13 protein-coding genes are annotated in these 14,146 nt (G+C 61.6%); 5 read left to right on the top strand and 8 right to left on the bottom strand.

The features are described 5' to 3' along the window. Positions 1-27: 27 nt before the first annotated feature. Positions 28-714: a ribulose-phosphate 3-epimerase gene (gene rpe, locus TERRO_RS16050; protein WP_014786747.1), complete on the bottom strand. Its 687-nt coding sequence runs from the start codon at positions 712-714 to the stop codon at positions 28-30. Between the two features lie 59 nt (positions 715-773). Here rpe and TERRO_RS16045 point away from each other — a divergent pair, with 59 nt between their 5' ends. Further along, positions 774-1,403 carry an HAD family hydrolase gene (locus TERRO_RS16045; RefSeq protein WP_014786746.1) on the top strand — a complete coding sequence of 210 codons (630 nt, stop codon included), beginning with the start codon at positions 774-776 and terminating at the stop codon, positions 1,401-1,403. A gap of 7 nt (positions 1,404-1,410) precedes the next feature. Here TERRO_RS16045 and TERRO_RS16040 read toward each other — a convergent pair whose 3' ends face one another. Further along, complete coding sequence (locus TERRO_RS16040; protein WP_014786745.1) at positions 1,411-2,751, bottom strand: excinuclease ABC subunit UvrC; 1,341 nt, start codon at positions 2,749-2,751, stop codon at positions 1,411-1,413. Between the two features lie 139 nt (positions 2,752-2,890). Between TERRO_RS16040 and TERRO_RS16035 the strand changes: the two genes are divergently transcribed. Then, positions 2,891-4,432: an outer membrane protein assembly factor BamB family protein gene (locus TERRO_RS16035; protein ID WP_014786744.1), complete on the top strand. Its 1,542-nt coding sequence runs from the start codon at positions 2,891-2,893 to the stop codon at positions 4,430-4,432. 96 nt (positions 4,433-4,528) lie between these two features. Here TERRO_RS16035 and TERRO_RS16030 read toward each other — a convergent pair whose 3' ends face one another. From TERRO_RS16030 to tldD, 3 genes are read right to left on the bottom strand one after another with little or no spacing between them, the layout of a single operon-like run. Next, a complete protein-coding gene (locus tag TERRO_RS16030) occupies positions 4,529-5,920 on the bottom strand; it encodes a TldD/PmbA family protein (protein ID WP_014786743.1) in 1,392 nt (463 codons plus the stop codon). Between the two features lie 7 nt (positions 5,921-5,927). Then, on the bottom strand, positions 5,928-6,254 hold the full coding sequence (locus tag TERRO_RS16025; RefSeq protein ID WP_014786742.1) for a hypothetical protein: 327 nt from the start codon (positions 6,252-6,254) through the stop codon (positions 5,928-5,930). Positions 6,255-6,256: 2 nt separating this feature from the next. After that, on the bottom strand, positions 6,257-7,723 hold the full coding sequence (gene tldD / locus TERRO_RS16020; protein WP_014786741.1) for a metalloprotease TldD: 1,467 nt from the start codon (positions 7,721-7,723) through the stop codon (positions 6,257-6,259). Positions 7,724-7,790: 67 nt separating this feature from the next. Between tldD and TERRO_RS16015 the strand changes: the two genes are divergently transcribed. After that, complete coding sequence (locus tag TERRO_RS16015) at positions 7,791-8,345, top strand: YfiT family bacillithiol transferase (protein ID WP_014786740.1); 555 nt, start codon at positions 7,791-7,793, stop codon at positions 8,343-8,345. Then, positions 8,346-9,956: a hypothetical protein gene (locus tag TERRO_RS16010; RefSeq protein WP_014786739.1), complete on the top strand. Its 1,611-nt coding sequence runs from the start codon at positions 8,346-8,348 to the stop codon at positions 9,954-9,956. It begins immediately after the preceding gene. A 135-nt stretch (positions 9,957-10,091) separates the two neighbouring features. Here TERRO_RS16010 and mgrA read toward each other — a convergent pair whose 3' ends face one another. Next, positions 10,092-11,135, bottom strand: coding sequence for an L-glyceraldehyde 3-phosphate reductase (gene mgrA, locus TERRO_RS16005; protein WP_014786738.1), 1,044 nt, complete (start codon positions 11,133-11,135; stop codon positions 10,092-10,094). Positions 11,136-11,461: 326 nt separating this feature from the next. On the opposite strand from mgrA, the gene TERRO_RS16000 reads away from it, so the two are divergent. After that, on the top strand, positions 11,462-12,199 hold the full coding sequence (locus TERRO_RS16000; RefSeq protein ID WP_157178405.1) for a hypothetical protein: 738 nt from the start codon (positions 11,462-11,464) through the stop codon (positions 12,197-12,199). 24 nt (positions 12,200-12,223) lie between these two features. Here the strand turns inward: TERRO_RS16000 and TERRO_RS15995 are convergent, their stop codons facing one another. Then, the gene (locus TERRO_RS15995; RefSeq protein WP_014786736.1) at positions 12,224-13,531 is read right to left on the bottom strand and encodes a tRNA dihydrouridine synthase; all 1,308 of its coding nucleotides are present in this window, start codon (positions 13,529-13,531) and stop codon (positions 12,224-12,226) included. Positions 13,532-13,604: 73 nt separating this feature from the next. After that, positions 13,605-13,835 carry a 50S ribosomal protein L31 gene (gene rpmE / locus TERRO_RS15990; protein WP_014786735.1) on the bottom strand — a complete coding sequence of 77 codons (231 nt, stop codon included), beginning with the start codon at positions 13,833-13,835 and terminating at the stop codon, positions 13,605-13,607. Positions 13,836-14,146 lie beyond the last annotated feature (311 nt).

The raw sequence follows: 14,146 nt of genomic DNA, 5'->3' as shown, positions 1-14,146 counted from the left end.
GGCTGCGGGCGGCGGATGTCTACGACTCTAAGCCCGCACTTCGGTTGCTGCCCGGGCACGGCGCAGGAAATCAACAGCATTGTTCTCCGTCTGCGCCGGATTGCCGGGGCCGGCGTAGATGGCCGAACCGGCGACGAGCAGGTCCGCACCGGCTCGCACGACCTCTTCGACGGTGTCATGGCCGATGCCCCCATCGACCTCGATGCGGAAGTTCAGGCCCATCTCATTCCGCAGCGAGGCAAGGTGCTTCACCTTATTGACGCAGCGGGGGATGAAGCTTTGCCCTCCAAAACCGGGATTGACCGTCATGACAAGCACATGGTGCACCAGCGGCAGGACTTCGATGATGGTCTCAACGGGCGTGGCTGGATTAATCACCACAGCGGGCTGCATGCCATGCTCGCGGATGGACGAGAGCGTCCGATGCAGATGACGGCAGACCTCCTGGTGGACGATCAGCCAGTCGGCGCCGGCCTTCGCAAAGTCTTCGATGTAGCGATCCGGGTCTTCGATCATCAGGTGCACGTCCAGCGGCAGGCTGGTGCAGCGCCGCACGGCGGCAACCACCGGCGGACCGAAGGTGATGTTCGGCACAAAGTGGCCGTCCATGACATCCACGTGGCATACGGTGCCGCCGCCGCGCTCGGCGGTGGCGATCTCGTCGGCAAGGTGCGTGAAGTCGGCGGCGAGGATGGAAAAGGCGAGATCGATCACAGGGGAAGTCTATCAAGACGCGCCCCACAGCACAGTACGATAGGTGCAGGAGAACGACCGTGTCCGTTGAATCCAACACAGAAGCACTCGTCCTGCCGGCAGGCAATTTCCGCGCGTACCTCTTCGATCTGGACGGCACCGTGGCGAACAGTATGCCGGCACACTTCGTCGCATGGAGCGCCGTGGTGACGGCGCACGGCGGAACATTTCCTGAGGATCTGTTTTATTCGCTGGGCGGGGTCCCGCCGCTGCGGGTCGTGGAACTGCTGAATGAAAAGTTCGGCTACACCATGGATCCTGAGGCCGTCGTGGCTGAGAAGGAAGCACAATTCCTGCTTGGCGTCGGCGATATCCAGCCGATCGCCTCCGTACTGGCCCACGTCGTGGCGAAGCACGGCGAGATTCCACTTGCGATCGTCTCCGGTTCGCCCCGTGACAACGTCGAGAAGACGCTGGCCGCATTGGGCCTGACGGACAAGTTTGAGGTGACGGTCTGCGCCGAGGACTACACCAACGGCAAGCCGGATCCCGAACCGTTTCTGAATGCAGCGGCTCTGCTGAAGGTGAAACCGGAAGACTGCCTGGTCTTTGAGGATGCCGATGCGGGCATTCAATCTGCGAAAGCGGCTGGCATGAAGTGGGTTCGGGTGCCAGTCGTGCTGCCAGGCGCGACGGGCGCAGCAGTTTAGCTGCAGTTCAGGTGGTGCTAGCCGGTGCCGCCGCAGGCGGAGCTGCGGTAGCTGTGGGTGATGCTGCGGCCGCGATGCGCGCGGCGGCTCGGATCATGCGGCGAACAGGCCAGCTATCGCGCTCGCGGAAGAAGATGGCACCAGTGCGCTGCTTCTCTGGTCGGTAGTACCAACGCTTCAACATCGCCAGGTGGTCGCCCAATTCCGTCATGTCGTCCGCGCTGCTGCCGTTTTCCAGTTCCGTAATGGCGAGCAGCATCCGCTCCTCTGCGCTGGCGTTTGCGGCAGCGATCTCGCGTTTGTTCGCTGCAGTCTCATTTGGTGTGGCTTCAACCGGGGTCTCGCCCTCAAGTGGCACGGGCGCCAGCATCATCGGCTGCGCAAAGAGGGACGAGCCAACCTCCGCCTGCTCTCTTGCCAGGCGCACGCCCAGCAGCGAGATGCGCTGCGGTCCGCGGATGCAACCGTCTGCAATCTGAAAGGCCGCCACATGGGGTGCATCCTCGTCGGCGCGCGAGGGGCAGGGCATCAGCAGCACCGCGCGAAGATCGCTCAGCGGCTGCACAAGATCGTCTGCCAACGCTGCCGCGGCCTTGACCTTACTCACGCGAGCATGCGCTGCGGCTGCTTCTTCGAACATCATGTTGGCCGAAGCTTCGTCGCGCTCTGCTTCCAGTTCACCGATGCGCGATGCGCCGTGCGTCTGCAGAAAGTTGAGGACGCGCATGCATTCGGCGCTGTACTCCTCATCGGTGCAGCGCTCCTGGCATGGCGCCATGCATTTGTTGATCTCGCCGTAGATGCAACCGGGGTCGTCCGGCGAGGGATGCAGCTCAAGGTAGCAGCGGCGAATCAGGAAGAGTTCTTCGACTGCCTCACAGTACCGCTCGGCGGCGAAGCGCGAGGCGAACGGGCCGAAGGTCGTCGGCAGCGAACGCCGGCGAAGATGGTTCGTGACGTAGATGCGCGGGAAGCGGTTCTCTGCTGCGAAGCGGACGGTGTACGGCGGCGATAGTCGCATGCGCTTGCGAGCCTCGTCCGCGCCGAACGCAACGGACATCGCACGATGCAGCAGCAGCAGCGATTCGAAATCCGATCCTGCCTCACGCCATGCGATGCGCGCGATGCGATCTCGCAGGTTCAACCGCTTCGTCTGGCCTTCGGTGGGTTCCAGCAGGCTTTGCAGTCGGCGTCGCAGGTTGGCTGCCTTCAGCAGGTGCGGCCGGTCGGTGCTGGCGTGTCCAAAGAGCGCAACGATGCCAGCCGCAGTGGGCAGCGAACGCAGCGCGTCGGCTGCATGTGCGGGATCGAAGACGATCTCGTGCTCGAAGATGGGCTCCGGTGCCACAGGCCGATTCTACCGGTGCGAGGGCCTGCGACCACTGCATGCAACACGCTACAATCCGCGATGGCGATGCCTATCGTGATTCCCCGTTTGGAATCTGGTGCGAGAGCAGAAGGCAAGCGCCCCCTTGGAGTGTTGATCGATGCGATCGTTGGTTCCTGCTGCTGTTGCGATATTTTCCGTGCCGCTGATTGTCTCCGCGCAGAGTGTCTCGCCGAACGACTGGCCCAGCTTCAACCGCACGCTGCAGGGCACACGCTACGCGCCGCAGACGCAGATCACGCCGGCGAACGCCTCCGGCCTGAAGGAGATCTGCCGGTACGACCTGCATCAGATCACAAGCTTTCAGACCGGCCCAGTCGTGCTGGATGGCGTGATTTACATCACGACCGGCCACGACACGATTGCACTCAACAGCGACACCTGCGCAGAGAAGTGGCGCACGCACGAGGACTACGCGCCAGCGGTACCGAACGATGTCAATCGTGGCGCTGCCGTAATGGATGGGCGCGTCTTCCGCGGCACGCAGGACGGACGCGTGCTCGCCTATGACTCTGCCACTGGCAAAAAACTGTGGGAGGCGACCATCGCCGACAAGGCGAAGAAGGAGAGCATCCCCACGGCTGTGCTGGCATGGAAGGGCCTCGTCTTCGCGGGCAATGCCGGCACCGAAGCGATCCCCGTGAAGGGCCGCATGTATGCGCTGGATGCGGCGACCGGCAAGATCGTATGGGAGCAGTACCTAGTCCCACGCATGGAGAACGACGCGCTTCGTGGACCTGCTGCGCCTGCGTCGGCACCCGTTGCTCCCAGCGAGGATGAAGCTCTCTTTGGAGGGACCTCGTGGACGGCATATTCGCTGGATCCAGCCACGGGCACGCTGTACATCCCGGGTGGGGATCCCGCGCGCAAGCCCCATGCGGATGGCAGTCCGCAGATGAGCAACCTGGTCGCCCTGGATGCGCGCACGGGCGCGGTGCGTAAGGGCTTTCCGCTGGTCGCACAGGACTTCCATGACTGGGAGGTCTCGGCTGCTGCCGCGCTCTATCCAGGCCGGAATGGGCGGCTGCGTTATGCCGTTGCGACCAAGGACGGACGGTTGTACGCGGGAGACGCGAAGGACGGATCGAAGCCGTGGGTCGCGCCCGTTACCAACGTTGCGAATGCCGAAGCGCCGCTGAAGGACGCGCCGGTACACTTCTGTCCGGGAACGCAGGGCGGCAATGAGTGGAATGGTGCAGCGTACTCACCCAAGACGGGCATGTTGTACGTGGGAGCAGTCGACTGGTGCACGACACTGACGCGAATCCCCGGCAAGATTGATCCGAAGATCACGATGGATCCCGTGGAGTCTGCGAAGGGGCGCATCACCGCCGTGAATGCGGAGACGGGCCGCGTCATGTGGCAGAGTGCCACTGCGTCACCGGTGATCGCCGCGGTCACACCGACCGCAGGCGGCGTGGTCCTTGCCGGCGATGTCGCCGGAAACTTCTACGTCCTGGACGCAAAGAGTGGTGCGGTTGTGTGGAAGACCCAGATCGGTGCAGCCTTAGGCGGAGGCATCGTCAGTTATGCGACGAAGGCGGGCGCGCAGCGTGTGGCGATCGCAACCGGTATGAAGTCTGCGATCTGGCCGATGGCTAAGGGCGGCGCGCAGCTGGTGGTCTATGGGGTGTCAAAGTAGCCGTTTGCTCAGGCGGCTGTCCGGGTTGGGGCAGCCGCTACCGAAAGTGAGCCAGCGCATAAGAGGGGCATGGCTCCAGCCATGCCGCCGGTTCGCTCAGGAGCCAGCGATCGTCATGCCTTCGATGCGGATGCAGGGCGAAGCCGCCGAGCCGCGGAAGATCAAGTCGTTGCCGACCGCGACGATGTTCTTGTACATGTCCTTTAGATTGCCAGCGATGGTGATCTCTTCGACCGCGCCCGTGAAGACACCATTCTCGATCCAGATGCCGCTCGCGCCTTGGGAATAGTCGCCCGTAACAAGGTTCACGCCGCTGCCCAAAACCTCGGTGACGTACAAACCCGTCTGCACCTCGGCGATGATCTCGCGCGGCGTCTGCGTGCCTGCCTCCAGGTAGAAATTGCCGCTGCCGATGCCCGGTGCGCCACCAAGTCCACGGGATGCGTTCCCGGTGCTCTTCGTGCCCAGCTTGCGCGCCGTGTACGTATTCGTCACGTAGGTCTGCAGGATGCCCTTGTCGACGATCACCTTGCGCCGCATGGGCAGGCCGTCGCCGTCGTAGGGCAGGGTACCGAAGCCGCCGAGCCAGTCCTCGAGCATCATGGTGCCGTCGTCGACGACGGTGACCAATGGACTCGCGACCTGCTCGCCCACCATGCCTTCAAACATCGAAGCCTTGCGATAGATGGCGTCGCCGTTGACTGCGTCGAAGATGTCGCCAATGATGCCGCGCGCGATCTCGCGCGAGAAGACCATCGATGCTCCACGCTGCGTCGGCACACGCCGCGCGCCCAGGCGGCGAAGTGCGCGCTTGGCAGCCTCTGCACCGACCTCTTCGGGTGAATCAAGCTTGCGCAGTGTGCGTGCGCCGCTGCCCCAGCCGTCTCGCTGCATGCCGTTGGCGTCCTGCGCAATCGGCGTCGTACCGATGCCGCAGTAGCTCTTGCGATAGTGACCCGCAAAGCCACGCGAGTTCGCCATCGCCTTATGCGAGGTCGATGCGCTGAAGGTGCCGCCATCACTGTTCTGAATGCGTACGTCCGCAGCCATCGCCGCAGCCTCGGTCGCGCGAGCCATGGCAATGCGATCTTCCGCAGGGAGCTGATAGACGTCGTCGAAGTAGATCCCGAGATGATCACTGTCGCGTACGGACGAGTACTCACTCGCATCCGGCAGGCCTGCAAAAGGATCTTCTTCCGTGATCTTCGAAAGCTCGATCGCACCGTGAACAAGCTGCTTGAGCGAAGCTTCGCTGAGATCGTTCGTCGAGGTGCTGGCTGTGCGCAGACCATTGAAGACACGCAGACCGATCGCGCGCGAGGTCGACTCGGTCAGCGTTTCCACTTGGCCAAGTCGCACCTTGGTGTAGAACTCATCGCCCTCAAAGACAACGGCTTCGGCATCGCTAGCGCCCGCACACAACGCGCGGTCGACCAGTTCGATGGCCAGTGTCTTCAGATCCGTCTTCGATGTCTCTGCCGTGCGCATGACGTCTCTACCGCACCGGTGCCCCGGAGAAGCGCATCTCGCGTCCGTCCGTGGCTGCCTGGAAGTGCATGGTGCCGGGGCAGTATTCCGCGTCGTGCTTGGAAGCGTGCTCCACGTAGGCGCCAGGACCGCCGGCGATGCGCTGCTTGTGCATCTTCAGGCTGCCGTGGCAATCCTTGCAACGGAACTCGGTATCGCCGTCGACCAGTGCCTCGGCTACGTTCTTGACCTTCCAGAAGGGCTCATAGCCGCCACGCGCAGAGACACGACGACGCTTTACTTCGCACTCAAAAATCTTCTCGCCCGGTGCCTTCGCTGCTTTTACTGTTGCCATGTTTATTGCCCCGTTCCGCCAACCGTCATTTTGTCGAGTTTTACCGTCGGCATGCCGACTCCCACCGGTACTCCCTGTCCGCGTTTGCCGCAGGTGCCGATGCCTTCATCGAGCGAAAGATCATGCCCGACCATGCTGACGTACTGCAATGCTTCCGGTCCGTTGCCGATCAACATGGCGCCTTTTACGGGCGCCGTAATTCTGCCGTCTTCTATAAGGTATGCTTCGCTGGCCGCAAAGACGAATTTTCCGTTGGTGATGTCGACTGAACCGCCGCTGAAATTGACGGCGTATAGGCCCTTCTTCACGCTGCGGAGGATGTCTTCAGGCTCATCTTCACCTGCCAGCATGTAGGTATTCGTCATGCGCGGCATGGGAACGCTGGCGTAACTTTCGCGCCGTCCGCTCCCCGTTCGCGGCAGTCCCATCACCTTCGCGGAGAGCTTATCGCTCATGTACTGGCGCAGGATGCCCTTCTCTATCAACACGTTGTTCTGTGTCGGAGTGCCTTCGTCGTCAACGTTCAGGCTGCCGCGGCGGTTGGCGATGGTGCCGTTGTCGACGACCGTAACCTTATCCGTTGCAACACGTTGGCGCATCAGGCCGGCGAAGGCGGACTGCTTCTTGCGATTGAAGTCTGCCTCCAGGCCGTGACCTACGGCTTCGTGAATCAGCACTCCCGGCCAGCCGGGACCGAGGACGACTTCAGTTTCACCAGCGGGCGCTTCAATCGCGTTCAATTGCAAAATCGCCTGCCGTGCGGCCTCTGCGGCGAAGTGTTCGGGTGAGTGGTGGCCGGAGTAGTAGTCCAGCCGGACGCGTCCGCCACCGCCTCCGGAGCCGCGTGCGGTGGCACCTTTGCCGCCATCCGCGGTCGCATCTTTCGCAATTACGGAAACACTGAATCGACTCAGTGGCTGAGTGTCCGCTGCCCACGTGCCGTCGCTGGCAGCGATGAAGATGTGTCGGACTTCGTCGTTGAATCCGGCTCGGACCTGTGTAATGCGTCCGTCATAAGCGCGTGCCGCCTTATCGGCTCGCTGGACGAGCGCGAGCTTCGCGGTGATCTCGGCGTCGAGACCGATGACGGGGTACAGGTCGTGGACATCGGTCTCGAGGAAGCCCTGGACGCGGGTTGTCGCCGGGCCGCTTGCGATCAGTGCAGCCGTCTTTGCGGCGTGGATCAGGCGATCTTCTTCGAGCGAGTCGGTGTAGCTGTAGCCGGTGCGCTCGCCGCTCAATACGCGTATGCCGCAGCCTGTGCTGTGGCCCTGGCTTGCGGACTTAACAATGCCCTCATCGATGCCGATGGAGCTTGAGGTCACCGACTCAAAGTAGAGTTCGGCGAAGTCGCCGCCAGCGCCTAGTGCCGCAGCCAGGCAGCGTTCCACGAGGGCCGCGTCGATCGCGAAGCGGTCGCGAAAAAAGCTGTTGGAAGTTGGAACACTCAGGGGGGACGGACGACTCATGTACTCTTCATTCTACCGCCCGCGAAAAAGGCTCTTTGCGGCACGGTGCTGTGCTAGGTTGGGGAGCATGAGAGACGCCAGCCTGCCGCCCAATGCGCCTGCCGACCCGCGCTATCCCATTGGTCGATTTACGCGGCCGGATGTGATCGATCCTGCTGCTCTATCCGATGCGCTCTTCGAGCTTGGCGAGCTGCCGCAGAATCTGCGCGCTGCCGTCGACGACCTGGATGGCCATCAACTGAATACGCCCTATCGTGACGGTGGCTGGACTGTGCGGCAACTGGTACACCACATCGCCGACTCGCACATGAATTGTTATGTGCGAATCAAGCTGGCGCTGACCGAAGACGCGCCGACGATCAAGCCTTACGACGAAAACGCATGGGCGGGTCTGCACGACGGTGAGGCTGCGCCGGTCGAATGGTCTCTGGAGCTGCTGGAGGCGATGCATGCGCGGCTGTTGATGCTGTTGCGTTCACTGACGCCTGCACAGTGGCAGCGCACGTTTGTGCATCCGGACAATGGAGCACTGTCTCTGGAGACGGTTGCGCTGCTGTATGCGTGGCACAGCAAGCATCATGTGGCGCACATCACCACGTTGCGGACGGCTAAGGGCTGGTAGGTGCCTCCCCGCGCGACAGCGATTGCCGAGCAGACACCGGCGGAGATCGCACGCGCACTCGAAGACTTTCTGGCGGAGAACACGCGTGCTGTGCTGTTGGAAGATGGCCGCGCGCTCTTTGACATGCGCGAGTCGCGTTACAGCGTCTCGCAGGAGCACGGCCGTTGCACGCTGCACCTGTGGAGCGAAGACCGCAACATGGTGCGGCGTGTGTGTGGTGTTGCCGCTCGTAAGGACACGCTGAAGCTGCAGACGCTGCGCTTTGGCCAGAGCAAGCCGCAGATGCTGGAGCTGGTCGCGCAGCCGGACCGGCGCACGCCCACGGCTCGCGATACCACGCGGCGTCGTTACGCTGCGACGCTGGAGCGCGTGTTGCTGCGGGCCTATCCGGATTGGAAGGCGGACGACTTTCGGATTGCCATGGACCTTGAGCAGTCCTTCGGACCTGCGTATGCGCGCGGTGTTTTGCAGCGCGGTCAGCAGGCATGGGCTGTCGTTGGGGTGAATGCGGATGAGTCGCAGGCGACCGTGGATGGCGTGCTGACCGTTGGACTGTTATGGCTGAATCTATGTCGCGAGCAGGCTGGTGGCAGACGGCTCTTTGTTGGTTTGCACATCATTGTGCCGAGGGGCACCGCGTCCACCACGCTGGCGCGCATGGCGTGGCTGCGTGAGGATGCGGCACAGTGGAAGCTGTCTGAGCTCGACCAGCGCACGGAAGAACTTACGGAGCGCGATGCTGCGGACACCGGCAACCTGATCACGAAGCTGATGCACGCGCCGAACGCCGCCACTGCCGCGGAGCGGTTTGCGGCGCCGTTACATCAGGCGATGGCGATGGTGCCTGCAGTGGATCATGCGCGCGTGGAACAGCGTCTGCGCTCGTCGACGGAGCTTGCGCTGTTGCTGCATGGGCTGGAGTTTGCGCGGATACGGCAAGGTGCGTCGGCGAACTCGTTCGCGCAGACTACGGAGATCAGCTTTGGTGCGGGCGTGCAGGAGACGCCACTGGATGCCGGCAGCGAACCGATGATTCGCGAGTTTGTGGAGCGGTTGTTCGCGCGTCGCAGACCGGGCGGCGCGCAGAAGGATCCGCTGTATCGCATGCAGCCGGAGGCTTGGCTTGAATCAGAGCTGCGAGCCAACATCGGCCCGCTGACCGATGGGCAGGGAAGTCTTGCCTGCTTTGACACCGACTATGTCTACGCGCAGGTACCGGCGTTTCAGGCGAGCGACCGCGGCATGCTGGATCTGCTGACCGTTACGAATGATGGCAGGCTGGCGGTTCTGGAGTTGAAGGCGCACGAGGACATGCACTTTGCACTGCAAGGACTTGATTACTGGCTGCGTGTGCGGTGGCACCATACGCAGACCATCGATGCCTCAACGGGGCTGGGTACGTTTCAGAAGCATGGCTACTTCCCCGGTCTGCGCCTTAGCGCGGAGCCTCCGCGGCTGTATCTTGTAGCACCATCGCTGCGAATCCATCCGGCGACGGAGACGGTGCTGCGCTACTTGAAGCCGCAAGTGGAGTGGACGGTGCTTGGGCTGAATGAGAAGTGGCGGGATGGTGTGAAGGTTGTTACTCGGAAGCGGTCGCCGGGGAAGTAGGACCGTACTTACAAGCCCGCCAAGGCTATGGGCTTTCTGACACGGATGTTGTGCGAGAAAGCCCATGGCTGCATGGATTGAGCATCGTCGGGGTCCTTCGCTGCGCTCAGGATAACGGCTTTGATTGGTGAGTGCTTAGCGGCTGTTGACGCTGCGCCACAGGTCGATCTCTGGCGTGTCGACGGCGTACTTGTCGATCTCCGTAAGTTCGTCCTTGGTGAAGGCGAGGTTCTTCAATGCGTCCAGCGAGTCGTCGAGTTGCTGCACGTTGCGTGCGCCGATGAGTGCGGTGGTGACGCGCTCGTCGCGCAGCGCCCATGCGATGGCCATCTGCGCGAGCGACTGGCCGCGCTTCGTTGCGATCTCGTTCAGCGCGCGAACGTTTGTCAGATTCTTCTCGCTCAGAAGCTTTTCGCTGAAGCTGCCATCGCCGCTGTTGACGCGGGTTTTGTCTGCACCGGGATTCAGGTATTTGTTGGTCAGCAGGCCCTGCGCCAGCGGCGAGAATGCGATGCAGCCGACGCCGAGTTCGCCCAACGTGTCGAGTAGCCCCTGCTCCAGAAAGCGGTTCAGCATGGAGTACGAGGGCTGATGGATGAAGAGCTTCACGCCTTCGGCAGCAAGCAGGTCGTGCATGATGCGCGTGCGATCCGGCGAGTAAGACGAGATGCCGATGTAGAGTGCTTTGCCCTGACGGACGATCTGCGCCAGCGCACTCGCGGTCTCTTCCATGGGCGTGTCGAAGTCCGGGCGATGCGTGTAGAAGATGTCGACGTACTCGAGACCCATGCGCTTCAGTGACTGGTCGAGGGACGACACCAGGTACTTCTTCGAAGCGCCGATGCCGTAGGGGCCCGGCCACATATCCCAACCGGCCTTGCTGCTGATGATCAACTCGTCGCGGTGCGATGCGAAGTCGGTACGTAGCACCTTGCCGAAGTTCTCCTCAGCCGAGCCGTAGGGAGGGCCGTAGTTATTGGCCAGATCGAAGTGCGTCACGCCACGATCGAATGCGCGTCGCAGTGTTGCACGGCCCGTCTCGAATACATCTGCGCCACCGAAGTTCTGCCAGAGGCCAAGGGAGATCAGCGGCAGTTGAATGCCGCTCTTACCGCAGCGGCGAAACTGCGCATCTTGATAGCGCTCAGGATTGGCTGCGTAGGTTTCGGGAAAGCCCATGGTGTGATTGCTCCGGAAGTTTGGATCGTTCGCGACGCTTCGATTGCGCGAAGTGCGAACCAACGAAGTATAGCGAGGCCATGCGCCACGCTGCCGGAATTTGACCGCGTAATGATGCGCTCAACTTTCAGTTAGGAGTCTCTTAGCATCATCCTGGCGTTTCTAGCAATGCATCCGCAACGTCCCGGCATAGAGCGATGGGGGCAAACATCCACGTATCTCTTCCTCTATTGCTAGCAGAGGTTTTGCAGCGGGATATGCGAGGTTTTGTTTACCCTGACGGTTCCCTTCCTTCTCCGTTACGATTGGTCCAGCAAATACACGAGATGAAGATGCTTACACTAAGCGCGCCCGATAGGCTGCTGGCAATCGCAAACTACCTGTACATCGGAGCCGGAGCGCTCGCTTTGGCTTTAACGCTCGCCATCGTCATTCTCGGAAACGCAGTTGGCCGAAGGAAGCAGGCCGAGCTTGACGCCTATCAAGCTGGCGCAAACGCACGGATAGCGGATGCTGATGCCCGTGGGGCTGAAGCATATGCCGCAGCAGAACGCGCCAATGAACTTGCGCAAAGGGCTGCTCTCGATAAGGCCAAGATCGAAAATGACAACCTACAACTTAGGGAAAAGATTGAGCAGGAGCAGGAAGCTCGTTTGGCAATCGAAAGAAAGATTGCCCCTCGGTATATGACCGTTTCGGAGATGGGCTATGTCTGGGGAATAGAGCAAATAGCCGGCGCCGAACCTCTCGACATCATCTTCTACAACGACGACCCCGAAGTTCGATTCCTAGCAGGAAACATTTCGGTGGCGCTGCAACACTGGTCTCCGAGCTTGTTTGGAGTAGCTGGCGGATCGCTCCATGGGGTGGTGATTTATTACGAGATGGGCAACACCGCTTCGAAGCAGAGAGCTGAAGTCATTTCGGCAGCATTAAGGCGTGCAAGTGCGATGGATTTGATTGGGCCGCTCGCCGCATCACATCAATTTTTCGAGAGCTCGGTACCGGATCTCGGAGGTCCCGCTCCTCACGCGGCGATACGCATAGACGTGGGATATAAGTAAGTTGGAGTGCCTTTAGGACGCTGCCTAGCTGTCCTGGTAATCCGCGAAGGCCGCTGGCTGCAGGTCGCTGGTGCTGATGATGCGCTGGGCCGGGTCGGTGTTGAAGAAGCGGTCGACGGCGTCCATTACCTGCTCGCCCTGCTTGCTCTCGAAGATGCTGCGGCGTAGCGTGGCTCCCCCCGGGACGCCGTGGGTGAACCAGCTGGCGAACTGCTTCATCTTGCCGATGACGTCGCGGCGTGCGGACTCGCGGTCGCGCTTCTTGTTGCGGAGTTTGTTGTACTCGGAGAGATCGTAGGGCGAGAGTGCCTCGAGGTCTTCGATGTGCGGCAGCTCGCCGATCTCCGGGTGTTCCTGCTCCATCTCTGCGAAGAGCATGGTGAAGTACATGCGGATCATGCGGTAGCGATCCTGCTCGGTGGCGATGTCATAAGTCCCGGTGCCGGTTGCTGCCTTGCTGGCGGTGTACTGCGCGATCTGCCGGAAGATCCACGGGTTGGCGGGAGCGGCGCGGCCGATCATGACGGCGTCGCAGCCGGTCTGTTCGATCATGTTGGCGGCGTCTTCGGGCGTGCGGACATCGCCGTTGCCGATGACGGGAATCTTGACGGCATCCTTGACGGCCGCGATGAACTCCCAGCGTGCGTTGCCGGTGTAGCCCTGTTCGCGGGTGCGTGCGTGGAGGGCGACGGCGTTCAGGCCGCAGTCTTCCGCCATCTTTGCGAGGGGTACGCAGACGAGCGACTTCTCGCTCCAGCCGAGGCGGAACTTCACGGTGAAGGGAATGGTGACGGCCGCGCGGACCGCTTCAAAGATCGTCTGGATGTGCGGCAGATCGCGCAGCAGGCCGCTGCCACCGTTGCAGGCGACGACGCGTTTCGCAGGGCAACCGAGGTTCAGGTCGACGATGTCGAAGCCTGCGTCCTGGCAGATGCGTGCGCTGTCGGCGAGCGTTTCGGGGTTCGATCCGAAGATCTGCGCGGAGATGGGGTGTTCGTCGTCGTAGTAGGTAAGGTAGCGCTTGCGCTTGACCTCGCGCATGCGGGAGAGGCCATCGGCTGAGGTGAACTCCGTCATGATGAGGCCGCAGCCTGACTGCTGATTGGTGGCGGCCTGGTCGACGTTGTCGCTGGTGCTTTCGCTGGAGAAGAGGGAAGCGTTTTTGATGAAGCGGCGGAAGACGGTGTCGGTGACGCCGGCCATGGGCGCGAGAACGGTCGCGGGCGCGATGCGCACGTTGCCAATGGTGAACTCGGCGGGGACGGCAGATGGCGTGGCAACGGGAACGTTGTCGGCGATCGCGGTCGGGATGTACTCCCACTCTTTCTTCATCTTGTATATCTACCCTGATGCAAGAAGAGCCTCCGGATCCCGGAGGCTCTTTCCTGTTGGAGCGTTGTTTCGTTTACTTGGCTGCAGCGACGGACGAATCGCTCTTGGCGAACTTGCGCTTGAAGCGCTCGATACGGCCGGCGGTGTCCATGACCTTGCTCTTACCCGTGAAGAAGGGGTGGCATGCGCTGCAGATTTCCAGCAGGATGTCGCCCTTGTGCGTGGAGCGGGTCTCGAAGGTAGTTCCGCAGGCGCACTTGACGTTGGTTTTGACGTAGTTCGGGTGAATTCCTTGTTTCGGCATTTGTGACTCGATTCTTTGGGAGTTTGGGCTTCCTTTCGGAAGTCCGCGCATCTGGCTCACGGTTCGCTTGCAGCGGTTACAGTCACGCCACATCGATGTTCCCGTCGCTTTGCCCTGGCGTCACGCATTTCTGCGTTCCGGCGCATTTCCTATTCTATCCCTGTCTGTTCCGGTTCGCAATGGAGGGTGCCGGCCGGGTATGAATCGTCTCAGTTGCGAGTTGAGCAGGCATCACGCTGGCGGCTTCGGCTATCTGAAGCATTCGGGTTTCGGATTGCGAAAAGCCAGCTGCTGTTCTTATGTGTGGCTTA

The sequence above is a fragment of the Terriglobus roseus DSM 18391 genome (assembly GCF_000265425.1).
Classification (GTDB): domain Bacteria; phylum Acidobacteriota; class Terriglobia; order Terriglobales; family Acidobacteriaceae; genus Terriglobus; species Terriglobus roseus.
The sequence above is the reverse complement of the archived record's forward strand: the minus strand, read 5'-3'. Positions and strand labels throughout refer to the sequence as shown.

Coding starts and splice junctions, on each gene's coding strand:
- TERRO_RS16035 (WP_014786744.1), top strand. CDS start 2,891: ATGCGATCGTTGGTTCCTGCTGCTGTTGCGATATTTTCCGTGCCGCTG.
- TERRO_RS16030 (WP_014786743.1), bottom strand. CDS start 5,920: ATGCGCACGGCAGAGACATCGAAGACGGATCTGAAGACACTGGCCATC.
- TERRO_RS16025 (WP_014786742.1), bottom strand. CDS start 6,254: ATGGCAACAGTAAAAGCAGCGAAGGCACCGGGCGAGAAGATTTTTGAG.
- tldD (WP_014786741.1), bottom strand. CDS start 7,723: ATGAGTCGTCCGTCCCCCCTGAGTGTTCCAACTTCCAACAGCTTTTTT.
- TERRO_RS16015 (WP_014786740.1), top strand. CDS start 7,791: ATGAGAGACGCCAGCCTGCCGCCCAATGCGCCTGCCGACCCGCGCTAT.
- mgrA (WP_014786738.1), bottom strand. CDS start 11,135: ATGGGCTTTCCCGAAACCTACGCAGCCAATCCTGAGCGCTATCAAGAT.
- TERRO_RS16000 (WP_157178405.1), top strand. CDS start 11,462: ATGAAGATGCTTACACTAAGCGCGCCCGATAGGCTGCTGGCAATCGCA.
- TERRO_RS15995 (WP_014786736.1), bottom strand. CDS start 13,531: ATGAAGAAAGAGTGGGAGTACATCCCGACCGCGATCGCCGACAACGTT.
- rpmE (WP_014786735.1), bottom strand. CDS start 13,835: ATGCCGAAACAAGGAATTCACCCGAACTACGTCAAAACCAACGTCAAG.